Below are 24909 nucleotides of genomic sequence, written 5' to 3'. Positions count from 1 at the left end.
GTGTGACCGTTCGACGACGAACATCGCAGGCGCGCAGCCTTCGCGGCTACGCCGCTCGCATCACTCCTCCAGCGCCCGGCGCAGGCGGCGGATGATGACGCCGCGGGCGCGATCGTCGGCGGCCTGCTCGATCCGCTCGTGGATGTCGAGCAGCAGACCCGACATGTCGTTGTGCCAGTCCAGCCGGGTGACCGCCTCCGGCGCCAGCCGCCGTCGGCGCGCGACGTCGAGCGGCGTCGGCACTGCGCTCGTCAGCTCATAGACGTCGTCGAGCAGGGGCGAGAACACTTTCGCCGCCGGCACGATCCGCTCGGCGACGCGCGTCGCCAGCGCCGCGATCGCAGCGTCCTCGCCGTGGGACAGGAAGAGGCCGCGCGCGATCGGGCGGCGGGCCGCGATCCAGCGCGCGATCTCGGCGCCGTCGGCGTGGCCGGAATAGTCGTCGATCATGCGGATGCGCGCCGCGACCTTGATCTCCTCGCCCTGGATGCGCACCGCCTTGACGCCGTCCTGCAGGAAGCGCCCAAGCGTGCCGTTGGCCTGGTAGCCGACCAGCAGCACGGTGGCGCGGCTGTTCCACAGCCAGCGCTTGAGATGATGGCGGATGCGACCGGCATCGCACATGCCGCTGGCGGCGATGATGATGTGGAAGCCGGTCAGCTTGGCGATCGCCTTGCTTTCATCGACGGTCTCGGTGAAGCGCAGATGCGACGACGACAACAGACGGCCGACATCGCTGCCGCCGTCGAGGCTCTCGGTGTGCGCGCGAAACACCTCGGTGGCGTGGATCGCCAGCGGCGAATCCAGGAACATCGGCGCGGCCGGAATCTCGCCACGCTCCATCAGGCCGACCAGATCGACGATCAGCTCCTGCGTCCGTTCCACCGCGAAGGCCGGGATCAATAGCGCGCCCTGGGCCGCCGCCGCGTCGCGCACCTCGCCGGCCAGACGGCCGCGGCGCAGCTCCGGCGTGGTCGGCTCACGGATGCGGTCGCCATAGGTCGCCTCCGAGATCACGTAGTCGAAGCCCTCGGGCGCTTTCGGATCCGGCTGCAGCAGCTTGGCGTCGGGCCCGACATCGCCGGAGGCGAGCAGCCGCAGCGGCGCGCCGTCGGCGCCTTGTCCTGCGAATTCGATCTCGATCGAGGCCGAGCCCAGCAGATGCCCGGCATTCCAGTAGCGGGCGCGGACGCCGGGAATGATATCGGTCCAGGTCTCGTAGGGGACGGCTTGGAAGTATTGCAGCGCGGCGATGGCGTCGTCCTGGGTGTAGATCGGGCTGACCTCGCCGCGGCCGCGCGCGGTGTTGCGGCGGTTCAGCGCCAGCACCTCCTGCTCCTGGATGTTGCCGGCATCGGGCAGCATCCAGGAGCAGAGATCGATGGTGCCGCGCGTCGCGAAGATCTTGCCGTCGAAGCCCATGCGCACCAGTTTCGGCAGCAGGCCGCTATGGTCGATATGCGCATGCGTCAGCAGCACGGCGTCGATATCGGCGGGACGGAATGGGAAGTCGCCGTAATTTAGCTCCTTCAGCGTCTTCTGACCCTGGAACAGGCCGCAGTCGATCAGCATCTGTCCGTTGTCGGTCCGGACCAGATAGCAGGACCCGGTGACGGTGTGCGCGGCACCGCAGAATCGAACGGTCACACTCATGCGGCGGTCTCCCGAGGACGATGGATCGATGCTCGACGACGGTTCATCACGAACGACCGTTCGCGCCGTCGGCGAAGCTATAGCCGTGGTTGGCGGCGGCTGCGGCTGCGGCCAGATCATGCTCCGACGGATCGCAGGTGAACACGCGATAGAGTGGCTCACCCCGGTCGACACGATCGCCGATCTTCCTGAACAGCATGATCCCGGAGCCCTTGTTCACGGGCGCGCCGGCGGTGCGCGCCAGGCGATTGAGCCGCAGGCAATCGATCGCGGACACGATACCGTCGTGTTCGGCCTTGACGTCGAAGGCGAGATCGCCGAGCTCGCTGCGGCATTCCGGTGGGCCCTGCGCATCGATGATCTTCAGCATCTGCTTGAGCGCCGCGCCGCTGTCGAGCAGCTCGCGCGCCCTGTTATAGCCGGCGCCGCCGCGCAGCTTCGGATCATATTCGAGCAGATGCGCCGCCAGCCGCAGCGATTTCTCGCGCAGGTCAGCCGGGGCCGACGGCTCGTTGCCCAGCACCGCCATCACGTCGCGCGCCTCCAGCACCGGCCCGATGCCGTTGCCGATCGGCTGGCGGCCGTCGGTGGTGATCACCTCGACCTTGAGACCGAACCTGTCGCCGACGAACTCGAACAGCTTGCGCAGGCGCATCGCCTCCGCTCCGCTGGTCAGCTTGGCGGTCGGGCCGACCGGCAGGTCGAGCAGCAGATGCGTCGAGCCGGCAGCGAGCTTCTTCGACATGATCGAGGCGACCATCTGCTCGCGGGTATCGAGGCTGAGCGGGCGCTCGACCGAGATCAGGATGTCATCGGCCGGCGACAGGTTGACGTGGCCGCCCCAGATCACGCAGCCATTGCAGGCGGCGACGATCGATTTCATCTCCTCCGCGCCGACATTGACCCGCGCCAGCACCTCCATCGTGTCGGCGGTGCCGGCCGGCGAGGTGATCGCACGCGAGGAGGTCTTCGGGATGGTCAGGCCGTGGGCGGCGACGATCGGCACCACCACCATCGAGGTGCGGTTGCCGGGGATGCCGCCGATGCAATGCTTGTCGACCACGACCGGGTCCGGCCATTTGAGCTGAGTGCCTGCATTGGCCATGGCGCGCGTCAGCGCCAGCAGCTCACCCGAGGTCATGAAGCTGGCCGACCCGATCAGGAAGGCTGCGATCTCCATGTCCGAATAGCGGTAGTGGGTGAGGTCCTCGATCACGGCAACGATCGCCTGGTCGCTCAAGGTCTCGCCCCGGATCTTGGCCCGGACCGCCTCCATGCTGTCGGGCGGCGTCGCGGGCGACACGGTCGCGAGCGTGCCGGCCGGCTCGGCAAAGCGCCGCAGCGCCGGCTCCGACAGGCCGATCTCGTCGGGCCCGATCAGTGCGTCGTCGTCGGTGATCAGGAGTGTGGCCAGCAGCGTCCGCGAGTTGCAGCGCAGCTCGACGCGGCTGAAGCCGCGGAAGACCTCGGGCCGCAGCGCCTTCGAGCGGCGGGAGATCACGACAACGTTCTCGCGGCCGGTGTCGAGCGCGACGCTGCGGATCTTGAGCTGGGGGCGGGCGGAATCTGTTGTGCTCATGGCGACCAGGATAACCTTTAAGGCGGTCCACGCCATCGCCGTTGACCCAGATCATGACGTGGCATCTGGCGGATAAGCCGAATTTTTTCTGAATGTGTCGGACGAGGATTCAGCGGCTCGGCTCTGCCGCCAGCCGGCCGGGGGCCGCGGACTGAGAATAAAGCGAAGCAAGTTCAGTTGCTTGCACTCCGGTTCGGATCTCGGAGGTCGGGTGAGGGCGGGCCTGCGATCGAATGCCGGCTCCGAATCTGGGCCGCGCAGGTACCTCATCGGGTTAACCGATTGTTCAAGCCGATGACGGAGGGTTTCCGGCGGGGCGTCCATCCCGGCCTCGGCGCGCCCTTCCGGCGCGTCAGATGATCGAGCCCGACCGGAGAGGTAGATGCGGCAGTTGATTGCGAGCTTCCTGAAGAATCAGGCTGGCGCGACCTCGATCGAATACGCCATCATTGCCGGCGGATTGAGCATCGTGATCCTGGCGGCCGTCAATGGCCTGGGCTCGGGGCTGAGCAGCAAGTTCACCGCGATCAACACCTCGATCAAGTAGCCCGGCGGTCAAATTGCCGCGCGATCAAGTCGGCGCGTGATCAACTCATTGGCCGATCAAGTCACAGGCGTCGTGATTGTGCACGACGCCTGCTGCATTGTGCCCCATCCCATTCTGTTGCATGCGACGCGCCGCCAGTCTCCACGAACGAAGCTTCCGGCGGGGGCATCGCCGGAAGCTCGTCGAGCAGTCAGAGGTTCAACAGCCCAGCTTCAAAAGTTGCGCTGGGCGCGCAGCAGCATGCTCACCGTGTCCTGGTCCTTGAGCTGGTAGATCGCGGCCGGCTTCGCCGTGCTCGTGACGGCCGGAGCAATCGCCGTGCCCGAATATTTCTGGTCGAGGTGGCTGTAGGTCACGTCGGCCGAGAAGGTCAGGCCCTTGACCGGCGTCCATCGGGTGATGAGGCCGATCTGTCCGAGATTGAAGTCGGGGTTGCAGGTCGAGCCCGCCGTCAGCATTGCGGTGGCGGCAATGCCGGCACAGATGAGGCTCGATCCCGTCTGGCCATAGCGCACCTGGGCATAGGCGCCGTACAGCGCCGTATTCCAGCGCGGATCCCAATTGTGGGTGAAGGCGCCGCGCATGCCCCAGGTCTGCACGGTCGACAGGCCCGTGCCGGTGCCGAACACCGCGTCGGCGACGCCGGCGAAGCCGATGCTCTGATAGGCGCCGGCTACGTTGGTGCCGCCGTACATCGCGTAGGTCGTGTTGGCGAGGCTCTGGAAGTTGTAGCGGCTAGCGCCGTCGGTGTAGACCGCCTGCAGGTTGACGACGTCGCCCGGACCGGTCGGGATGTTCTTGATCGACAGCGCCAGTTGCGCGGCCCAGCCCCACTTGTCGGAGGGATGACCCGAGGTCTCGGTCGCGCCGTAATAGGCGGCATGATTGTCATGGGCGGCGAACGACGCCTGGAAGATGCCCCACGCCTGGTCGACGCGAACCATGCCGATGATGTCGGGAGACACCGTCCCGCCGAAGCTGCTCGAGCCATAATTGCCGCCGAGCACGCCGGCCGCGGTGATGCCGGAGGTGTTCCAGATGTTGGTGGTGAAGAATTGCGTCTGGTCTTCCAGCGAGACCGCGGCGGTGATGCCCTGGCCGAAATCGGCGGTGTAGGTGAACTGGTTGACGCCGTTGTTGGAGCCGCTGCCGCCGACCAGGCCGTCGAAATTGTTGCCGGGATAGTTGGTCCAGGGCGCGTCGAAGGTCGACACCGCCTTGCCCATCGTGAAGCCGGCGAACTGAATGAAGGCGTAGTAGACGCCGACGATGCCGCCCGAGATGGCATCGCCGGTGTAGGAGGTGGCGCCGGCGCCCGCGCCGCCATAGGAGCCCGAAGTCCAGTTCAGCACGGTCTCGAAGTAGGTGCGCACCACGCCATATTCGGTCGCGGTGCGCGTATCGATGTTCAGATCCTGGCGCGAACGGGTCTGATAGCGGTTGCTCAGGCGGTTGTCTGCGCCGGCCTGGCCTGAATAGGCGCCACCGTAATTGCTGTTGGTCCACAGCGCGGTCTCGGCGCGCAGATAGCCGCCGAGCTTGATGCAGGTGTCGGTGCCGGGAATGTAGTAGAAGCCGGTGCCGTACAGCGAGCACACCTTCACATATTCGACGGCCTTGGCCTTCAGCGGAAGATCCGCGGCCTGCGCCGCCGCGGCGGACAGTATCACTGCTCCCGTTCCGAGTAGCAGGCCCCTCAACGTCTTCATTTCCGTTTCTCCGGTTGACGGCGATGCACACGGCCCCCCGCGTGTCGCCTCTGGCTTCGCCAGATTGCTGCTCTCACACATTTGATTCCGGCGACGGCTTGATCGGCGCGACTGGCGGAATGGTTGAATGCAGTGTGCATGAGCCAATTTCGATTTGATGAATGTGCTCTGCTTGTTCGAGGCACACTCGATCGTCGTTAACACGCTGCTCGCACGCACCAGCGTCGACGCGGTCACGCCGCGGTTTTGGCCTCGCTGTGTCAATTTGTTAATGGTGATAATCGTGAATAGGTTAGATGGGAATCCCGAACAATCCCGCTGCACATCGCAAACTGCGCGCATCATGGCGTTTCGCAGCGTCGCTGCCGACGCGCGAATGATCTCTCCGGCCTCGCACGTGATCTCAGCGGCGGTTGGGCTCGACGTGCATCGACGTTCGATGTGACGTCGCTGCTACCAACCCGTGTGCGCCGTAATCCGCCGCGCGCGTCATCGCGTCCAGGGTGACGCCGCTGCGCCAGCGCTTGACGAAGTCGAGAAAGACCTGCAGCGGCATCGGCGGTTGCCGGCGGCTCGGATGGTACAGGAACAGTCCGGGCGTCGCGTAGCTCCAGCCGGGCAGCAGCCGCATTAGCCGTCCTTCGGCCAGATGCGGCTCGATCATCGGCTCGACGAGATAAGCGACGCCGATGCCGTCGAGTGCGGCATTCAGCGCGAGATCGAAGTCGTTGACGATGAGGGAGCCGTCCACAGCAATCTCGGTGCGCTCGCCGCCCTTTTCGAAGATCCAGGGCTGCAGCGTATCGTCGGCAGGGACCCGATGCCGGATGCAATTATGGGCCTGGAGATCCTCGGGAACGGCCGGCGCGGGATGCGCCGCGAGATAGCCGGGGGCGGCAACCGCAACGAAGCTGCACTCGTCGAAGACGCGGATGACCTTCATGTCGCGCTCCACCCGGTGTCCGGATCTGATGCCGGCATCAAAGCGATTGCGCACGATGTCACTGTTGGTGTCGTCGACAGCCAGTTCGATATGGATGTCCGGGTATTCGGCCAGGAATGACCTGATCAGGGGGCCGAGCCCCCTTACGGCGAACACGCGGGATACGGTCAGGCGCAGGGTGCCCATCGGCTTGTCGCGGAACGCGTTGATGCTCTCGATGGCCTGGTCGACCCGTTCGAGAATCGGCTGGATCTCCGCCAGCAGGCGCTCGCCGGCCTCCGTGAGGGCCACGCTGCGTGTCGTCCGGTTGAACAGCCTAACGTCCAGCCGCTCCTCGAGGCTCTTGATGGTCTGGCTGATGGTGGGCAAGGAGCAGCCGAGATAAGCGGCGGCCTTGGTGAAGCTCAACGAATCCGCGACGGCTGCGAAAGCGGAGAGCTCGGACAGCTGAACCCGTGCCATCGCTAGGCGTACTGCGCCCGGCGTTGGTCCGCATCGTGCTGAAACATCCATATCCCCCTGATACGCCGCGTCGTGCGGCTGGGACGACTTCGCCAGCGTCGTCCCGACCGACCAGGCACATCGATCTTCCATCAGGAAGCTGTACGCCCGGATCACCATCCCGCGCCGCAGAGCTAGGCGCGACGTGATCATTCCGCAAGCATCGAAGCGATGTCGACACGATCACAAATCCGCGCCTGATCGATGGATCACCGTCGCAGGATCAACTTACCTGACCAAGGCAGATGTTTCCGCCGTGAATGGGACGGCGGCGATCGATGCGGTGTCGTTGGTGGATGACAGACCCGTGGTGTCACGCGCGGTGTGGCGTGCCCGCTGCAACACCTGGAACTCGCGGCAGTCGCGGCCGAGCGACCGTTATGCAGAGGACCCGTACGCCGTGCAGAGATCCGGAGGTCGCTCGCCGTATCGAAGCCTCAACTCGCTTTGCGTGAGCGCGCGGTGGTTCGCACGGGCTTCTCCGACTTCTTCGGCTCCTCGGCCTTCTTCGTCTCGTCCTTGGCCTTCTTGCCGCTGATCGGCAGCAGCATCTCGCGCTGGCCTTCGACGCGCTTCTTCGGCTTCTTGGCCTTGGCCTTCGGCGCGGGGGCGGCCGCGGCGGGCGCCTTGTCACCCTCGCTGGCAAGGCTGCGCTTCAGGGCGTCCATCAGGTTGATGACGTTGCCGCTCGACTTCGGCGCGGCCTTGGCGGCGATCGTCACGCCGCTGCGCTTCTTGTTGATGAGCTCGATCAGCGCGGCCTCGTAGTGATCCTCGAAGTTCTCCGGCTGGAAGTCGGCCGATTTCTTCTCGACGATGTGCTTGGCGAGATCCAGCATGTCGCTGGTGATCTTCACATCCTGGATGTCGTCGAAATATTCTTCCTCGTTGCGCACTTCGTAGGGGTAGCGCAGCAGCGTTCCCATCAGGCCCTTGCCGAGCGGCTCCAGCGCGATGATGTGCTCGCGGTTGGTGAGCACGACACGGCCGATCGCGACCTTGTCCATGCTGCGGATGGTCTCGCGAATGACCGCGAAGGCGTCATGGCCGACCTTGCCGTCAGGGACGAGGTAATAGGGGCGGATCAGATAGCGGCTGTCGATGTCGGTGCGCGGCACGAACTCGTCGATCTCGATCGTGTGCGTCGATTCCAGCGCGATGTCCTCGAGCTCGTCCTTGGTGACCTCGATGTAGGTGTCGGTGTCGACCTTGTAGCCCTTGACGATGTCGTCATTGGCGACTTCCTCGCCGGTCTCGGCATCGACCCTGCTGTATTTGATGCGGTGGCCGGTCTTGCGGTTGATCTGGTTGAAGGAGACCTTCTCGGACTCCGACGTCGCCGGATAGAGCGCGACCGGACAGGTCACGAGCGACAGGCGCAGAAAACCCTTCCAATTGGCGCGCGGGGCCATGACCTACTCCACTTAACTCCGAACTAACGGCTTGCTCCGAACCGGGCTGCTGCGGACGTCGTTCTCGCGGCAGCCGCGAGGATAACACCCGAGGCTGCGGATTCAACAAGCTGGCCGGCAGATTCTCGGATCGGCGTTAACCCGTCGCAGGGGGGCGCCGTACCGGAACATCACCTGGCTGCCGACGTTGCCAACGAGAGTGCGTGACAGAGCGCTTTACCGCTCGAACGCGGATAACAGTCAGCTGAGGGCACCATGGCAGCCAGACGACCGACGCAGATCGTCGAGACCCCCACCGAAGCGCGGCAGGGTGAGCCTGGACCGTCCGTCCTGGCGATCCTGGCCATCTCCACCGGACTGGCGCTGCTGGTCCTTGGCCTGGTCTGGTTCGTGTTCTTCCGCACGTGACACGAGGACCGTTCGACCCGCTCCGTTGCGTGGCTGGGGAGGGGACCGGGGGAGCAACGTCCGTCCGCGTCCCCGCGGGTCCGCGTTCGAGCCCCGCCATCGGTGCGGCGGGTCTTCACATGCCCATCCTCCAGAGCTTATATCCGCCCCAATTCTGTCGGCCCTTGCCGGCGGTCCCGATCGAGATGACCAAAAAGTAACTTGGTCGCTCGGGTTCCGTTCATGCACGGTTCACGGCCTTCCGGTTCATCTTGAGGGCGGAAATCGTGCAGTTCAGCTTTGGAGGCAAGCGTGCGTCTGCTCGTTGTCGAGGACGATCCGGATCTCAACCGTCAGCTCACCACGGCCCTGAGCGACGCCGGCTACGTTGTGGACCGTGCGTTCGATGGTGAGGAAGGGCATTATCTGGGAGACAGCGAGCCCTACGACGCTGTCGTGCTGGACATCGGCCTGCCCAAGATGGACGGCATCTCGGTGCTGGAAGCCTGGCGGCGCAATGGCCGGGCGATGCCCGTGCTGATCCTGACCGCGCGCGACCGCTGGAGCGACAAGGTCCAGGGCTTCGACGCCGGTGCCGACGACTATGTCGCCAAGCCGTTCCATCTCGAGGAAGTCCTGGCGCGCATCCGCGCGCTGCTGCGCCGCTCGGCCGGCCATGCCCAGAGCGAGCTGACCTGCGGGCCGGTCACCCTCGACACCCGCACCGGCAAGGTCAGCGTGTCAGGCAACCCCGTCAAGATGACCTCACACGAATACCGCCTGCTGTCCTATCTGATGCATCATTCCGGTCGCGTCGTCTCGCGCAGCGAGCTGGTCGAGCATCTCTACGACCAGGACTTCGACCGCGATTCGAACACGATCGAGGTGTTCGTCGGCCGCATCAGGAAGAAGCTCGACTGCGACGTCATCCAGACCGTGCGCGGCCTCGGCTACCTGCTGACCCCGCCGCCGGCCGCAGGCGCCTGATCCATTTCCGGAGCCAGCCATTCGAGGTGGCCGGGCGCCGGCCGTTTCGCTAGTTTGCGGTCATGCGCCAGAGTTCACTTGCCACCCGGTTGTTCCTGTCCGCGACCGCGTGGCTCGTGGTCATTCTCGCCATCACCGGCATCGTGCTGTCCTCGGTCTATCGCAACGCGACCGAGCGCGCCTTCGACCGACGGCTCAACCTCTATCTGCGCACCCTGATCGCCGAGGTCGCCACCCCCGACGATCCGCCGGACCGCCAATTCCAGTCATTGGGTGAGCCGCTGTTCGAGCTGCCGCTGTCCGGCTGGTACTGGCAGATCACCCGTACCGACGCCGAGAAGCCGGAGGTACGGGCCTCGCGCTCGCTGTGGGACAAGAAGCTGCCCAAGCTGGAGGAGCAGGGGGTCGAGCTCACGGCGGCCGGGATCCGGATCGGCTATGTCGAGGGGCCGGAGAACCAGGACCTGCGCATGGTCGAGCGCCCGGTGGATCTCGGCTCCGACGGTAAGTTCCTGGTCAGCGTCGCCGGCGATGCCTCGGAGATCTTCGACGAGACCCGCAGCTTCGACTATTACCTCGGCGGCACCTTCACGGCGCTCGGGATCGTGCTGCTGCTCACGACCATCTTCCAGGTCCGCTATGGCCTCGCGCCGCTGAAACGCATCTCCGAATCGATCGCCGACATCCGGTCCGGGCGCGCCGAGCGGCTGGAAGGGGAGTTTCCGGTCGAGATCGCGCCGCTGGCCCGCGAGACCAATGCGCTGATCGATGCCAATCGCGAGATCGTCGAGCGGGCGCGCACGCATGTCGGCAATCTCGCCCATGCCATCAAGACGCCGCTCTCCGTCATCGTGAATGAAGCGGCGACCCATGCGGCGGACCCCTTCGCGGCCAAGGTCATGGAGCAGGCGGACGTCATGCGCGACCAGGTCGCCCACCACCTCGAGCGGGCGCGGATCGCCGCGCGTGTCACCATCGTATCCACCGTGACGGAGGTGGCGCCGGCCATCGAGGCGCTGCGGCGCACCATGGAAAAGATCTACCGCGACCGCAGCATCGTGGTCGAGGCGACCGCCGATCCCGCCGCGAGGTTTCGCGGCGAGCGCCAGGATCTGGAGGAGATGGTCGGCAATCTGGTCGACAATGCCTGCAAATGGGCGGCTTCGCGGGTTTCGGTCGAGCTCACGGTGGAGCCGCCGGCCCAGTCCGGGGCGTCGCCGATGCTGCGGATCGTGGTCGACGACGATGGCCGCGGCCTCTCGGCCGCCGAGCGCGCTCAGGTGCTGCGGCGCGGCCAGCGCCTGGACGAATCCAAGCCGGGATCGGGGCTCGGGCTGTCGATCGTCACCGATCTGGCCGCGCTCTATGGCGGCCGCCTGACCCTGGGCGATGCCCCGACCGGCGGACTGCGGGCGGAGCTGAGATTGCCCGGCGTTTGACGGGGCGGCGAATTTCGCCATCCTAAAGGTGTTCTTAATACCGCGGACGCTATGGTTCGGGCAGGGGTGCGCGATGTGCGCTCTCGCCGTGGAAATTTGCACGCCGGCGCATGGGTCAGACAGCTCACGAGCGGTTAAGGGAATATCTCGGGCAGCTGCCGCCGAACGCGCAGTCGCTCCTGATGCGCGAATTCGAGCGCGCCATCGAGCGCGGCCAGGACGTCGCCGTGGCGACCCTGGTGCTCGAGCAGCTGCGCAAGGTGGTGCGTCCCGTCGCGCCGCCGGCTCCCGCTCCATCTGCCGACCCGGTGCGGCCCCAACCCGCCATCGAGATCGCCCGTCCGCAGGCCCGCGAGGAGCGCCGCCAGAGCGGCGATGGCCCGCGTCGGCTGTTCCGGCCGCTCGACCCGTTCCTCACCGATTCCACCGGTCCTCTCCGTCCCGGCCAGATCCGCCGTGCCTCGCTGCTGCCGGTCTGGCAGTGGCTCGGCCGCGAAGGCGCGCCGGAGCGCTACGCCGAATTCGAGGCCGCGATGGCGGTCTCCAGCGACAGTTCGCGCGAGGTCGAGATGGCCGCGCGCAAGCTGCAGCGCGCCGCCGCCGACGCGCTGATGAACCTCGTCGGCCCCAACGCGACCGGCGACCGCCAGCGCGCGCTGGCCCGCATCGGCGCGCCCAGCGTGATCGAGGATCTCCTGCCGATCGGGCTGGTGCTGCAGAATCGCGAGGCGCTCGACGGCCTCAACGGCCGGTTGCCCGGCATCATCCGCGTGCTCGGCGATTCGCAGATTGCCTCCGTCACCGAAGCCATCAACGTGCCGTCGCTGCAGACGCCCTCGATGCTGCCGTTCGCATTGTCGCTGGTGATGCAGCGGCTCGCCGCGCCCTGGCAGATCATCCGGCTCGCCACCAAGATCGCGGCATCGGACGACGAGATCCGCGTGGCGGCGACTCCGTTCGGCGTCGCCGTCACCATCGCGCTCAACGATCTCGCCGGGCTCGCCTCGGTGCTGCGCGCCGACATCCGGCGCGGTCATTTCTCCAATCTCGGCGATACGCTGAAGACGCTGCATGACGGCGTTCGCGGCCTGCGCACCGAGCTCGACCTGCGCTCGGAATCGAACTGGGGCAAGCAGCTCACCGCGATCCGCGCCGACATCTCCAATGCCCTGCAATCGGAGATCGACAGCGTGCCGGGCCGCGTCCGCCGCATCCTGCGCCAGCGCGCCGACAAGGACATTCCGGCCGGCGCCGGCGTCGACGGCAGCGAGGTCGAGGAGGTGGCGGCGCTGATCGAGTTCGTCGCCGTCTGCCGCAACTATGCCAGCGAGCTCGCGATCAACGAGGTGACGCTGCGGACCTATTCCGACCTGCAGCAATATGTCGAGAAGGCCACCGAAGCGCTGGTGCAGTCGCTGCGCTCGGGCGATGCGCGGGCGCGCGCTTATCGACAGTCGCAGGTGTCGGCGGCGATCCGCTTCTGTCACGTCCTGTTCGGCAACGACTACGCCCAATTGATGAGCAGGGCGGCCGAGAACGCGATGAACGGCGAGCGAAAATCCTCGCGCGCCGGCTGAGATTTTCTGCTAATCTGTTTACGTTTTTGATTTTGCAATTTCAGGTTGACCCCGCCCCGGGGCCACGCATAGGTTCCCGCCAGGTTCCATCCTTTTTCATCAAGACCATGATTTCCGTCATCAACTTCGTCGAGGTCGAGAACCGCGTCGTTCGCGCGACCTATCGCAACCTCATGATCAAGGCGAAGGTCGTGCTCGTCGACAAGACGAGCGGGGCGCCACTCGCCGATCCCGTCACCACCATCGCGTCTCCGGTCCCGGTCGGGTCGCTGCGGATCAGGCTCACCGACCATGTCAGGCCGGGGACCTATTTCCTGGTGGCCCTGAACGGGCGCGGCAGCTATCTCGCCAAGAGCGCCGAGTTCGAGGTCCCCTAATTACGTAATCCTCCTGAGTTTTTTGGCGCGGACGGCTGGGCTACCACGGCGGCAAATGTGAATTGCCGCCGGGAACGGTGCTGGTTAAAAGCGGCGCGAGGCGCGCCTGCCGGTGGGCGCTGACTGGAACTCTGTCCGATGACTCTCTGGTTCGTGTTCGCCGTGATGACGGCCGCGGCGATCTTCGCCGTCCTGCTGCCGCTCGGCCTGGGCGCGCGGGCCTCGTCGGACGGTCGCGAGGTCGTCGTCTACAAGGACCAGCTGGCCGAGATCGAGCGCGACGTCGAAACCGGGCTGATCGGCAAGGTCGAAGCCGAGGCCGCGCGGGTCGAGATCAGCCGCCGCCTTTTGGCCGCCGCGGACCAGGAGGGCGAGGCCACGGTGAAGCCGAGCCTCGGCCTGCGCCGCGCGTCGGCCGTGCTGGCGCTGATCGGCGTGCCGATCGTGGCGCTCGCGGTCTATTTGCCGCTCGGCTCGCCGCAACTGCCGGATTTCCCGCTCACCGCACGCGCGGCGCCGCCCACCGGGACGCAGCCGCTGGAAACGCTGGTGTCGCAGGTCGAGCAGCATCTGCAGAAGAATCCGACCGACGGCCGCGGCTGGACCGTGCTCGCCCCGGTGCTGGCACGGCTCGGCCGCACCGATGACGCGATTCGGGCCTATCGCAACATGATCACCTATGCCGGCGACGGCGCGGCCAAGCGCGCCGATCTCGGCGAGGTGATCACGGCCGCCGCCGGCGGCGTCGTCACCGCCGAGGCCAAGGCCGAGTTCGAGCGGGCCCATGCGCTCGAGGCCGACGAGCCGAAGTCGAACTACTACCTCGGTCTCGCCGCCGAGCAGGACGGCCGCAAGGACGATGCGGGCGCGATCTGGCGGGCGATGCTGGGCAAGGCGCCGGCGGATGCGCCGTGGCGGCCGCTGGTGACGGCGGCGCTCGGCCGGGTCGGCGGCGGCGAGGTGCCGGCGCTGCCGAGCGAGGCGATGGCCGCGGCCAAGAGCATGAGCGACGGTGACCGCGAGACGATGATCCGCGGCATGGTCGACCGGCTGGCGGCGCGGCTGAAGCAGAATGGCGACGACGTCGAGGGCTGGCTGCGCCTGGTGCGCGCCTATGTCGTGATGGGCGATCTCGACAAGGCCAAGGGGGCGCTGTCGGATGCGCGGCAGGCGGTGTCCGGCGATGCCGAGCGGTTGCGGCAGCTCAACGAGGGCGTGAAGACTTTCGGCTTGGATGGATGAGCGGCGCTTCCGCCGCCAACGGGATGACGGGATGACACGCAAGCAGAGGCGTTTGACGATCATCGGCGGTGCGCTGTTCGTGCTCGCGGTCGCGGCAGGGCTGGTGCTCAACGCGCTGCGCGACTCCATCGTGTTCTTCTCGACCCCGACCATGGTGGCGGAGAAGCATATCGGCCCGGGCAAGCGCTTCCGGCTCGGTGGACTGGTGCAGCCGGGCTCGCTGAAGCGCGGCGACGATCTCGACATCAGCTTCGAGGTCGCCGACGGCGGGGCCAAGCTGCCGGTCGCCTACAAGGGCATCCTGCCGGACCTGTTCCGCGAAGGGCAGGGCGTCGTCGCCGAGGGCGCGCTCGATGCCAACGGCGTGTTCAAGGCCGACACCGTGCTCGCCAAGCATGACGAGACCTACATGCCCAAGGAAGTCGCCGACAGCCTGAAGAAGCAGGGCCATTGGAAGGACGATTACGGCAAGCCGCAAGCCGGCGCCAAGCCAGCCGGCGCAGCCACACCAAGCCCGGTGTCGATGCGCGAGGGAGCTGACAAGAGCGCGGCAGGAGCGACGCAGTGATCGCAGAGAGCGGACATTATGCCCTGGTGCTGGCGCTCGCGCTGGCGCTGATCCAGTCCACCGTGCCGATGCTCGGCGCCGCCCAGCGCGACGTCGCGCTGATGAATGTCGGCCGCTCGGCGGCGCTGGCGCAATTGCTGTTCGCCGGCCTGTCCTTCATCGCGCTGATCACCCTGCACGTGACCTCGGATTTCTCCGTCGCCAACGTGTTCGAGAACTCGCACTCGATGAAGCCGCTGCTCTACAAGGTCACCGGCGTGTGGGGCAACCACGAAGGCTCGATGCTGCTGTGGGTGTCGATCCTGGCGCTGTTCGGCGCCATGGTCGCGGCCTTCGGCAACAATCTGCCGCTGTCGTTGCGCGCCCGCGTCCTCGCGGTGCAGGCCTGGGTCGCGACCGCGTTCTATCTGTTCATCCTGACCACCTCGAACCCGTTCACGCGGCTCGCCACCCCGCCGATCGAGGGCCGCGACCTCAACCCTGTCTTGCAGGACATTGGCCTCGCCGTGCATCCGCCGATGCTCTATCTCGGCTATGTCGGCTTCTCGATCTCGTTCTCGTTCGCCATCGCCGCGCTGATCGAGGGCCGCATCGATGCCGCCTGGGCGCGCTGGGTGCGGCCGTGGACCCTGATGGCCTGGATATTTCTGACGCTCGGCATCGCCATGGGCTCGTACTGGGCCTATTACGAGCTCGGCTGGGGCGGCTGGTGGTTCTGGGACCCGGTCGAGAACGCCTCGCTGATGCCCTGGCTCGCCGGCACCGCGCTGCTGCACTCCGCCGTCGTCATGGAGAAGCGCAACGCGCTCAAGGTCTGGACCATCCTGCTGTCGATCCTGACCTTCTCGCTGTCCCTGCTCGGCACCTTCCTGGTGCGCTCCGGCGTCATCACCTCGGTGCACGCTTTCGCCAGCGATCCCACGCGCGGCGTCTTCATCCTCGGCATCCTCGTGCTGTTCATCGGCGGCAGCCTGACGCTGTTCGCCGGCCGGGCCACCGCGCTGAAGCAGGGCGGCCTGTTCGCGCCGATCTCGCGCGAGGGCGCGCTGGTCTTGAACAATCTGCTGCTCACCGTGTCCTGTGCCACCGTGCTGTTCGGCACGCTCTATCCGGTGATCATGGAGGCGCTCGACTTCAAGCTCTCGGTCGGCGCGCCCTTCTACAACATCACCTTCGGCCCCTTGTTCGCGCTGCTGCTGCTGATGGTGCCGTTCGGCCCGATGCTGGCCTGGAAGCGCGGCGATCTCGTCGCCGCGATGCAGCGGCTGCTCGCGGCCGGCATCACCGCGCTGGTGGCGATCGCGATCGTCTGGGCGTGGGCGCGCGGCGGCAGCGCGCTGGCGCCTGTTGGCATCGGCCTCGGTGTGTTCGTCATCACCGGCTCCGTCGTTGATCTGGTCGAGCGCAGCGGCGTGGCCCGCGTGCCGTTCAGGACCGCGCTGCACCGGACCCGCGGCCTGCCGCGCTCGGTGTGGGGCACGGCGTTCGCGCATGCCGGCCTCGGCGTCGCGCTGCTCGGCATCGTCTGCGAGACCACCTGGAACAGCGAGCTGATCAGCACGCTCCGTCCCGGCGACGTCCGCAATCTCGCCGGCTACCAGATCAAGTTCGACGGCATGACCCAGCGCCAGGGCCCGAACTTCAGCGAGGTCGTCAGCACCTTCGTCATCAGCGAGGACGGCAGGCAGCTCAGCGTCCTGACGCCGAGCAAGCGCAGCTTCGCCACCCGCGGCATGTCGACGACGGAAGCCGCGCTGATGACCCGCGGCGTCAGCCAGCTCTACGTCTCGCTCGGCGACGCCACCGCCGACGGCGGCCTCGCCGTGCGCATCTATCACAAGCCGCTCGTGCTGCTGATCTGGTTCGGTCCGGTGCTGATGGCGTTCGGCGGCCTGCTGTCGCTGTCCGATCGTCGTCTCCGTGTCGGTGCGCCGCGGCCGGCGCGTGCCGCGCACGCGCTGCAGCCGGCGGAGTAGGGCGGATGCGACGCATTCTCGGTCTCGCGGCGCTCGCGCTGCTGCTGCTCGCCGCGCCGGTGGCGCATGCGGTGCAGCCCGACGAGGTCATGGCCGACACGGCCAAGGAGCAGCGCGCCCGCGCTCTGTCGCGCGAGCTGCGCTGCATGGTCTGCCAGAACCAGTCGATCGACGATTCCGATGCGCCGCTGGCGCGCGACCTGCGCCTCCTGGTGCGCGAGCGTCTCGCCGCCGGTGATAGTGACAATCAAGTGCTGGATTTCCTGGTCGCGCGCTACGGCCAGTTCGTGCTGCTGAAGCCGCGCTTCGAGCGCCAGACCCTGTTGCTGTGGCTGCTGCCGCCGGTGCTGCTGCTCGGCGGCGGCCTCGCGCTGTGGCTGCAGGTGCGCCGCCGCGGCCAGCGCGGCCCGGAGGCCACGCCGAAGCTGACGGCCGACGAGGAGGCGCGGCTTGCGGCGCTGATGGCCGCGGAAAAGCAGCCGCCGGCGACATGAAGTGCGCGACTCATGGTCGATGCGCCGCGCCGGTTTCGGAGCTCACCCTCATGGTGAGGAGGCGCGCAGCGCCGTCTCGAACCATGAGGCCACAGCGCGGGCCTCGCCCTTCGAGACGCCCGCCTGCGGCGGGCTCCTCAGGGTGAGGAGCGGAAGGCAGAACGTGGCCGGAGTGCTCATGGTCAGCGTCCAGCACGCCTTCGATGCTCCATCTTGCTTCGGCCGGTAGCCCGCAAAACCCCGTGCTCGCCCCGCCCCCGTGCTTTCATCTTATTTTACCTTTGTCTGGAAGTGTGCGTTGACATTCCGTCTGACGTACCCGGGCAAAGCCGATGTTCTCCAACAGTAATCTGACGATCCGCTTCCTCGTGGGGGGCGTCGTGGCCTCTCTCCTCATGCTGTTGGCGATCGGCGGCGGCACCGGCTTCATCGCGGTGCTCTATCTCAACAACCAGATCACCAGCCTGTCGTCGGATTTCGCCAGTCTCAGCGGCCCCGCGCGTGATCATGCGATGCTGACCTATCAGCAGGCGCATTCGGCGTTCTCCTACTTCCTCATGGCCTGCGTCGCCATTGCCGTGTTCGCCAGCGCCGTCTGCCTGATGACCTACGCCGCCGTGCAGAACGGCATCCTGCGCCCGCTCGCCGCGATGGTCAGCGCCATGCGCGACGTCGCCGACCAGAAATTCGACACGCGCATTCCCGGCCTCGGCCTCAGCAACGAGATCGGCCAGCTCGCCGGCGCGCTGGAGGTGTTCAAGACCAACGGCATCGAGCGCCAGCGCCTCACGGAGCGCGAGCTGCAGGAGGCGCAGCGCCAGGGCGAGCGTTCGCGCTTTCTCGACGGCCGCATCCACTCCTTCAACGAGCTCGTCGCCAGCGTCGTCGGCAGCGTGGCGTCCTCGGCGGTCCGGCTGAAGAGCAATGCCGAGACCCTGTCGCGCGCCGCCAACGACACCTCTGCTAAAGCCAATGCGGTCGAGGCCGCCGCCAACCACGCCAATCGCAGCGTCCAGACGGTGGCCGGCTCGGCCGAGGAGATGTCGAGCTCGATCGGCACCATCAGCCGCCGCGTCTCCGACGCCACCCAGCGCGCCGAGGGCGCGGCGTCGCAGGCCGAGAAGAGCAAGAACACCATCCATTCGCTGTCGGACGCCGCCGAGAAGATCGGCGCCGTCGTCCAGCTGGTGCAGGCGATCGCCTCGCAGACCAACCTGCTGGCGCTGAACGCCACCATCGAGGCCGCCCGCGCCGGCGAGGCCGGCAGGGGCTTCTCGGTCGTGGCGTCGGAGGTGAAGAACCTCGCCAACCAGACCAGCAAGGCGACCGACGAGATCTCCGCCCACGTCGCCAGCATCCAGGGCATCACCGCCGAGACCCGCGGCGCCATCGACGGCATCTCGACCACGCTCTCCGAGATCAGCGCCATCATGTCCGGCATCGAGGTCGACACCTCGCAGCAGCGCAACGCCACCCAGGACATCTCCAAGAGCGTCCAGGAAGCCGCCCGCGGCACCCTCGACGTCTCCAACCACATCGCCCAGATCACGTCCACCTCGGCCGAAACCGGCCGCCTCGCCTCTGAGGCTCGCGACGCCGCCGGCGAGCTGTCGCAACAGGCCGAGACGCTGAAGCGCGAGGTGGATGCGTTCATTGTCAGCGTCAAGGCGAGCTAGTAGCGGGCACCTCGCCCGTAGCCCGGATGAGCGAAGCGACATCCGGGGTCTCACGCGCTCTCGAGGCGAATCCGGACATCGCTGCGCTCATCCGGGCGACGCGTTCGGTCGAGTAGGGCGGATTAGCGCAGCGTAATCCGCCACTGCAGACCGAGCTTGGATCGTGGCGGCTTACGCCTGCGGCTAAGCCGCCCTACAAGTTGTCGTCATAACGCGACACCGCTACCCAGCTCTCCACTGTCGTCCCTGCGAACGCAGGGACCCATAACCCCAGGGAGATGTCGTTGCGCGTGATGCCGGACCAGTCTTGTTTCACCACGACCGTCACGGAGTATGGGTCCCTGCGTTCGCAGGGACGACAGCGGCGGGTGTGGTGCCCGCTCGCGTCATAGCGGCGGTCTCGCAGCCCGGATGAGCGAAAGCGACATCGGGGGTCTCACGCCCTGTCGATATGAATCCGGATATCGCTGCGCTCATCCGGGCGACGCCTGCCGACCTCCACCATCGCCGGCCAGACCAGCCTCCAGGCGCTCAACGCCACCATCGAGGCGGCGCGCGCCGTCGAGGCCGGCCGCGGCTTCGCGGTGGTCGCCGCCGAGGTCAAGGCGCTGGCCGATCAGACCGCAAAGGCCACCGGTGAGATCGCCCAGCAGGTCTCCGGCATCCAGGCCGCCACCGAGGAGTCGGTCGGCTCGATCAAGGAGATCGGCAGCACCATCGGCCGCCTGTCGGAAATCTCCGCCGCCGTGGAAGAGCAAGGCGCCGCCACCCAGGAGGTCTCCCGCAACATTCGGCACGCCGCCAACGGTACCCAGCGCATCTCCCGCGACATCGACGACGTGCAGCGGGGGGCGTCGGAGACGGGGTCAGCGTCGGCGCGGGTGCTGACGGCGGCAAGGTCGTTGTCGGCGGAGAGCGGGAGGCTGAAGCGCGAGGTGAGTAGGTTCCTGGGGTCGTTGCAGGCGGCGTGAGGGGGAGGAGAGTTGCGCCGACGACGGATTAGCAGGGCGGATTAGTACTAGTGCGTTACAAATTTCTGCGCGTGTCGTTTGATTTAGGTTTCGCCATTGGCTGGTGCGCGGCCTGCCCGCTAAGCCGCCAGAATGTAATCAAGCATAGATCGGACTGGATCGTACACCGGAGCCGCACACTGAAAAATGCCCTTCGCGAAGGCATGTTGTATGCCGGCCATACTACTATTGATTTTCGCGCTTATGAACATTTGAACTTTGGCTTTTTCGTCCACCTCGGTGCCGTTGGCGGCGGCTATGCATGCGAAGCTCTGCTCAACACACTTGAATACGTCGTCGTTAGCGACTTCGGCTAGAACCAAGTTTTCAATCCGGCCCACCTTGTCGTTTGCGGGCGAAAGTGAAACTGCAAACCTGCGGTTTCTGCTTTCGTGCCTACCTAAGTCTCGAATGTCACCAGAGCAGCTAGGAAAGGCTAATGCGACGCCAAATTGAATAGCCATATTGAGACGTGCGACGGGATCGTTCTCTGAATCGGCGAGCATCCCAATCCCTCGAAGCTGATCAAGTCCGGTTGCGCCCTTCTCCATTAACTTTGCGAGGGTCGGAACAAATGTAGCAGCTTTGGTCAATCCACGAAAACACAGTATGCTAGTTGTCTCAAAATCTGCACCGATCTGATTGAGATATTGATCCACTAGCCCGACTTCAGCCTCGCCCTCTGCTAGGAATAGATGAGTGGTTTTCGGCTTGGCCGCGAGATCAAATTTCTTCAGATAATAAGAGCTCATCAACGCAGCTCCGCCTCAAGCTCCTTGGCATACGCAACTTCATCCGGACTGAAATATGCGATCTTCGTGCCGTCGTCCGAGCGGGTCATGTTCAGAAGGCAAAAATCATTGAACCCTCGTTCTTGGACTACTTTGAGCGCAGAATCGATCAGCTCTGACGAATGGGTAGTGATAAATGCTTGCGTATCTTTTCCGTGTTCCAGAAAGTCAATGATGGCGGAGAGTACGCGCGGAAAAGTCTTATAGTGCAAGCCATCTTCCAATTCATCGATCAGCAATATGCCCCTTTCTATTCGAGACATTGACAGCGCCAGTCGAAGGACGTGAAAGAAGCCGGCTCCAAGGACTGAGGCAGGCAGCAGTTTTGATGCACCGGTATCCACATAGATCATTGGTTGGCCCTGCTCCGTGAGAGCTTCTAACCCGTGAATGTCGGCCTGAATGAGCTGAAGAGTCTTCAAAAGGCTCTCCACTCCCTTCTCCTTAATGACCTCGGTTAGCTGATTGTAGGTTTCGTGGTACGCCTCACGGACGTACGGAGACAAGAATTGTCCAAATATTACGTCCTTCGGGTTAGGGCCGCCGGTATGATGAATTGGAGAAGCAGGCGGCAAACCAACAGGCAACGTGGGATCCGAATATTCCATGCTCACAGTTGAGGAAGACTTCCCGTTGGCACCGCTAAAGCGCACATGCACTCCAGAGAGGAACGTTGACGGACGTGCTTGGCCCAGTTTTGTCTGAGTGCTTGTTTGGCCGTCAATGGTGAGAACGCGGGGGCGAGATTTAAGCTGACGCTTCTCGTCGGCCGAAATCGTGATCGTCTTGCGGATATCAAGATTGGAGAAGCAGGTAGAGAAAACCCGGTCAGTCTCGGCGTGAAGAACCGTGTCGCCCCTAAACGTGTTGATTGAGAATAGTAGGTTCGCGTTTGCCCCACCGCAGTTGAGGAACACTGCCTCAAGAAGGGACGTCTTTCCGCCAGCATTTCTTCCGGTCACCAAATTTAATCGCTTCAGTTTGGAAACGGAAGCGTCTCGAAGCGATCTAAAATTCTGAACTTGCAGTCCTGTGAGCATCGCCTCAAATCCAAACTGAAGGGTGTGCCCTTCTTTCCGCTATCACTCAACTATCACGAAAGTCGCCGCGATTCACTCCCCCGCGACAATCGATAGCTGTGGCGAACAGAATTTGGCTGGTTACGGCGGGATTGGCCCTGGAAGCTTTAGTCCATCATCCTTGGCTCCGCCCCCCTCCCAGGTCATCCAGATCTTCGGAGATGTCGTCAAAACTTCCGAAAATCAAAAATCCTCTTGCCTCGCACCCCAAATCACCCTTATCCTCCACCCATTCCGTTCCGCTGAGGGAGCGTATCGCGATCGTCACGGACGCGGGTTTCGGAATGCGATGGACGCGGGCTGCCGCAGCGGGGCTTTGGCCTCGCCGACGAACGGCGGATCGCGGACGGGAAATCGTGTGGTCCTGGTCGCCCGATGCTGCGGCCAAGCCGGTGGTGATGATCCGCCGGTGACGGGGGCAAGACAGCCGGTCCCCGGGGAGATCACGTATAATCGTTAACACCATCGCACAGGGAGGGCCGGGCGTGTTCGGCCAGACCTGTGGTACCTGCCGCCTGCATTTTTTTCCGCAGGCGGGCCACGGGCGGTGTGCCGAGTATGAACGACAGCTTGGAGGTGGAAGTCCTCTATCCAGCCTGATGGCGGCGAAGGATTAGCGAAGCGCAAGGGCGTCATCGCGAGGTGGGGTCTGAAGACAGCGTGGAGCAAAGCCGCGGCCCGATGAACAAACATCGGATGTGAGGCCTACCCGGCCGGACGAGCGAGCCACCAATCGCGAAGTCCACGGTCATCAAGGGGCGGGGTGGTAGATCCGACGGGCATGCGGTGAAGGCGGTCGGTCTTACCTCGGGAGATCTGCGTCGTGTCCCGGCAACGGGACTGAGGTCGTTGCAAGGCGATCTGAACGCGACGCAGAAGTCAGCAGAGGGCATAGTAGGCGGCAGCGTACCGCCGAAGGCCCGAACGATGGAAGTTCTGGTGGAGCGGTGATCTCGCACGACCCAATGCGGCAGGAAGCTCAGAGCAATCTGAACCCTCGCCCCGGACCGAGGGGTGAAGCCCCGCGGGCCGGCGCCGGGGCGGCCGAAGCTCGCGCGGCGAAAGCCTGTCTCGATCAGACGGCGGTCGCGGGACCGTCGATGGAAAGGATCGTCGCACGTGAGAACCTGAAGAAGGCATTGGACCGAGTGAAGCGCAACAAGGGCGCGGCGGGGGTCGACGGGATGACCGTGGATGATCTGCCGGCCTACCTGAAGGTGAACTGGCTCGCGATCCGCGCCCAACTGCTCGACGGCACCTACAAGCCGCAGCCGGTGCGGCGTGTCGAGATTCCGAAGGCATCGGGCGGCGTCAGGCTGCTCGGCATCCCGACGGTGCTCGACCGCTTCATCCAGCAGGCGGTTCTGCAGGTGCTGCAAAGCGAATGGGATCGGACGTTCTCCGAGACGAGCTTCGGCTTCCGGCCGGGCCGCTCGGCGCATCAGGCGGTGGCGAAGGCGCAGACCTACATTGCGTCCCGGCACGCGGTCGTGGTGGATATCGATCTGGAGAAGTTCTTCGACCGGGTCAATCACGACATCCTGATGGGGCTGGTCGCCAAGCGGGTTGCCGACAAGCGACTCCTGAAGCTGATCCGCGGCTTCCTGACTGCGGGCGTGCTGGAGGGAGGGCTGGTCAGCCCGACGGAGGAAGGAACGCCGCAAGGCGGGCCGCTCTCGCCGCTGCTGTCGAACCTGATGCTGGACGTGCTGGACAAGGAGCTGGAGAGGCGAGGTCATCGCTTCGTGCGCTATGCCGACGACTGCAACATCTATGTGCGCAGTCGGAAGGCGGGCGAGCGGGTGATGGCGAGCATCGAGAGATTCCTGGAACGGCGCCTCGAGCTCAAGGTGAACAGGGCCAAGAGCGCGGTCGCCAGACCGAGCCACCGCAAGTTCCTGGGCTTCAGCTTTACGCAGGGGAAGAAGCCGCGCCGGCGCATCGCGCCTGAGGCCATTGCCCGTTGCAAGGCGAGAGTTCGGGAGCTGACGGGGCGACAGTCTGGCCGAAGCCTGGAGCAGATCATCGAGAAGCTGGCGCTGTATCTGAAGGGATGGCGCGGCTACTTCGGGTTCTGCGAGACGCCGTCGGTGTTGCGCAAGCTCGATGAGTGGATCAGGCGGCGGTTGCGCGCCGTCGTCTGGACCCAATGGAAGTGCGGTCCTACTCGCTTCGACGAGCTGCGACGCCGCGGCGTCGACCGGGAGACGGCGCTTAAAACCGCCGGCAACCCACGTGGTCCCTGGCGGCTCGCCAACAGCGCCGCACTGGCCAACGCTCTGCCAAGGTCCTTGTTCGCCTCACTCGGCCTGCCTTTCCTCGCAGCCCGCAAAGCCGCTTAATCCGCCGAACCGCCGTATACGTGATCCGTATGTACGGTGGTGTGGGAGGGGTGGAGTCGCGAGACTCCCCCCTATCCCGATCGGCCAGCGCCCGGCCTTCCCTGTGCCCTCGACGTGAGGGCACGAGTTCAAGGGCATAGCTCGGGCGCGGGATGCGTCGCGAGGATGATGGGGCTCGTCTCTCGGTTATGTTCTCCAAGTGCTGTTTGATAGTGTGGATCGAGATCTCTCCGCGTCATTGCGAGCGCAGCGAAGCAATCCAGAGTCCCGCCCACCACCCTGGATTGCTTCGCTGCGCTCGCAATGACGGAGATTGGGACAGGCGGTGTGCCTCACACTCCACTGTCATCCTCCGCGAAAGCGGGGGATCCAGTACGCCGGAGCGGTCATTGTTGAACCGAGAGGGCTCGGCGTGCTGGATTCCCCGCTTTCGCGGGGAATGACAGGATGGAGTGGAGCGGCGGCTTTCGCCTAACTGTCATCGCCCGGCCGAGCGGCCCGGTCGGGCCGTCGCTGGGTGCGACTTTGGTTGGAGCGGCCAAAATGATGGCGGCCAGAGGGCGGCCGAGGCTTTGGCAAGTTATTGGGCGCAAACGTCTTTTCACCCGCGCTCCACCATC

20 protein-coding genes and 1 pseudogene are annotated in these 24909 nt (G+C 65.3%); 13 read left to right on the top strand and 8 right to left on the bottom strand.

Annotated elements, in window-relative coordinates:
* Positions 1 to 60 precede the first annotated feature (60 nt).
* Positions 61 to 1653, bottom strand: coding sequence for an MBL fold metallo-hydrolase (locus QX121_RS17615; RefSeq protein ID WP_315739845.1), 1593 nt, complete (start codon positions 1651 to 1653; stop codon positions 61 to 63).
* A 46-nt stretch (positions 1654 to 1699) separates the two neighbouring features.
* Positions 1700 to 3232 (bottom strand): thymidine phosphorylase family protein, encoded by a 1533-nt coding sequence (locus QX121_RS17610; protein ID WP_315739844.1) that lies wholly within the window; start codon positions 3230 to 3232, stop codon positions 1700 to 1702.
* A 382-nt stretch (positions 3233 to 3614) separates the two neighbouring features.
* On the opposite strand from QX121_RS17610, the gene QX121_RS17605 reads away from it, so the two are divergent.
* Positions 3615 to 3779: a Flp family type IVb pilin gene (locus QX121_RS17605; RefSeq protein ID WP_315716136.1), complete on the top strand. Its 165-nt coding sequence runs from the start codon at positions 3615 to 3617 to the stop codon at positions 3777 to 3779.
* Between the two features lie 212 nt (positions 3780 to 3991).
* Here the strand turns inward: QX121_RS17605 and QX121_RS17600 are convergent, their stop codons facing one another.
* The 3 genes from QX121_RS17600 to QX121_RS17590 form a co-directional block, all read right to left on the bottom strand.
* Entirely contained in the window at positions 3992 to 5488 is a 1497-nt protein-coding gene (locus QX121_RS17600; RefSeq protein WP_315756474.1) for a porin, read from the bottom strand.
* Between the two features lie 403 nt (positions 5489 to 5891).
* Complete coding sequence (locus tag QX121_RS17595; RefSeq protein WP_315798398.1) at positions 5892 to 6893, bottom strand: LysR family transcriptional regulator; 1002 nt, start codon at positions 6891 to 6893, stop codon at positions 5892 to 5894.
* Between the two features lie 476 nt (positions 6894 to 7369).
* On the bottom strand, positions 7370 to 8344 hold the full coding sequence (locus QX121_RS17590; RefSeq protein WP_315739842.1) for a Ku protein: 975 nt from the start codon (positions 8342 to 8344) through the stop codon (positions 7370 to 7372).
* A gap of 255 nt (positions 8345 to 8599) precedes the next feature.
* Between QX121_RS17590 and QX121_RS17585 the strand changes: the two genes are divergently transcribed.
* From QX121_RS17585 to QX121_RS17545, 9 genes are all read left to right on the top strand, one after another.
* On the top strand, positions 8600 to 8752 hold the full coding sequence (locus QX121_RS17585) for a hypothetical protein (protein ID WP_315739841.1): 153 nt from the start codon (positions 8600 to 8602) through the stop codon (positions 8750 to 8752).
* Positions 8753 to 9043: 291 nt separating this feature from the next.
* Positions 9044 to 9718, top strand: coding sequence for a response regulator transcription factor (locus QX121_RS17580; protein WP_006614547.1), 675 nt, complete (start codon positions 9044 to 9046; stop codon positions 9716 to 9718).
* Positions 9719 to 9780: 62 nt separating this feature from the next.
* Positions 9781 to 11157, top strand: a complete 1377-nt coding sequence (locus tag QX121_RS17575) for a sensor histidine kinase (RefSeq protein ID WP_315739840.1) — start codon at positions 9781 to 9783, stop codon at positions 11155 to 11157.
* A 110-nt stretch (positions 11158 to 11267) separates the two neighbouring features.
* Entirely contained in the window at positions 11268 to 12734 is a 1467-nt protein-coding gene (locus tag QX121_RS17570) for a hypothetical protein (protein WP_315812611.1), read from the top strand.
* A 107-nt stretch (positions 12735 to 12841) separates the two neighbouring features.
* A complete protein-coding gene (locus tag QX121_RS17565) occupies positions 12842 to 13111 on the top strand; it encodes a hypothetical protein (protein ID WP_315739838.1) in 270 nt (89 codons plus the stop codon).
* Positions 13112 to 13249: 138 nt separating this feature from the next.
* Positions 13250 to 14353: a c-type cytochrome biogenesis protein CcmI gene (gene ccmI, locus QX121_RS17560; protein WP_315812610.1), complete on the top strand. Its 1104-nt coding sequence runs from the start codon at positions 13250 to 13252 to the stop codon at positions 14351 to 14353.
* A 31-nt stretch (positions 14354 to 14384) separates the two neighbouring features.
* Positions 14385 to 14921 (top strand): cytochrome c maturation protein CcmE, encoded by a 537-nt coding sequence (gene ccmE / locus QX121_RS17555; protein WP_315756469.1) that lies wholly within the window; start codon positions 14385 to 14387, stop codon positions 14919 to 14921.
* Entirely contained in the window at positions 14918 to 16897 is a 1980-nt protein-coding gene (locus tag QX121_RS17550) for a heme lyase CcmF/NrfE family subunit (protein WP_315756468.1), read from the top strand. The genes ccmE and QX121_RS17550 overlap by 4 nt, the downstream gene beginning before the upstream one ends.
* Before the next feature lie 5 nt (positions 16898 to 16902).
* Positions 16903 to 17391: a cytochrome c-type biogenesis protein gene (locus QX121_RS17545; RefSeq protein ID WP_315812609.1), complete on the top strand. Its 489-nt coding sequence runs from the start codon at positions 16903 to 16905 to the stop codon at positions 17389 to 17391.
* Positions 17392 to 17439: 48 nt separating this feature from the next.
* Here the strand turns inward: QX121_RS17545 and QX121_RS17540 are convergent, their stop codons facing one another.
* A complete protein-coding gene (locus tag QX121_RS17540; protein ID WP_315739833.1) occupies positions 17440 to 17571 on the bottom strand; it encodes a hypothetical protein in 132 nt (43 codons plus the stop codon).
* Between the two features lie 152 nt (positions 17572 to 17723).
* On the opposite strand from QX121_RS17540, the gene QX121_RS17535 reads away from it, so the two are divergent.
* Together QX121_RS17535 and QX121_RS17530 are read left to right on the top strand one after the other, a co-directional pair.
* Positions 17724 to 19067, top strand: a complete 1344-nt coding sequence (locus tag QX121_RS17535) for a HAMP domain-containing methyl-accepting chemotaxis protein (protein ID WP_315798377.1) — start codon at positions 17724 to 17726, stop codon at positions 19065 to 19067.
* 503 nt (positions 19068 to 19570) lie between these two features.
* Positions 19571 to 20038 (top strand): annotated as a pseudogene (locus QX121_RS17530) (methyl-accepting chemotaxis protein); the annotation flags it as partial.
* A gap of 119 nt (positions 20039 to 20157) precedes the next feature.
* Here QX121_RS17530 and QX121_RS17525 read toward each other — a convergent pair.
* Positions 20158 to 20829, bottom strand: coding sequence for a hypothetical protein (locus tag QX121_RS17525; protein WP_315812608.1), 672 nt, complete (start codon positions 20827 to 20829; stop codon positions 20158 to 20160).
* Positions 20829 to 21908 (bottom strand): AAA family ATPase, encoded by a 1080-nt coding sequence (locus tag QX121_RS17520; RefSeq protein ID WP_315812607.1) that lies wholly within the window; start codon positions 21906 to 21908, stop codon positions 20829 to 20831. Before QX121_RS17520 ends, QX121_RS17525 begins: the two co-directional genes overlap by 1 nt.
* A gap of 1004 nt (positions 21909 to 22912) precedes the next feature.
* Here QX121_RS17520 and ltrA point away from each other — a divergent pair.
* The gene (gene ltrA / locus QX121_RS17515; protein ID WP_409997696.1) at positions 22913 to 24289 is read left to right on the top strand and encodes a group II intron reverse transcriptase/maturase; all 1377 of its coding nucleotides are present in this window, start codon (positions 22913 to 22915) and stop codon (positions 24287 to 24289) included.
* The last annotated feature ends 620 nt before the right edge of the window (positions 24290 to 24909 follow it).

The sequence above is a fragment of the Bradyrhizobium sp. SZCCHNR2028 genome (assembly GCF_032380995.1).
Taxonomy (GTDB): Bacteria; Pseudomonadota; Alphaproteobacteria; order Rhizobiales; family Xanthobacteraceae; genus Bradyrhizobium.
The sequence above is the reverse complement of the archived record's forward strand: the minus strand, read 5'-3'. Positions and strand labels throughout refer to the sequence as shown.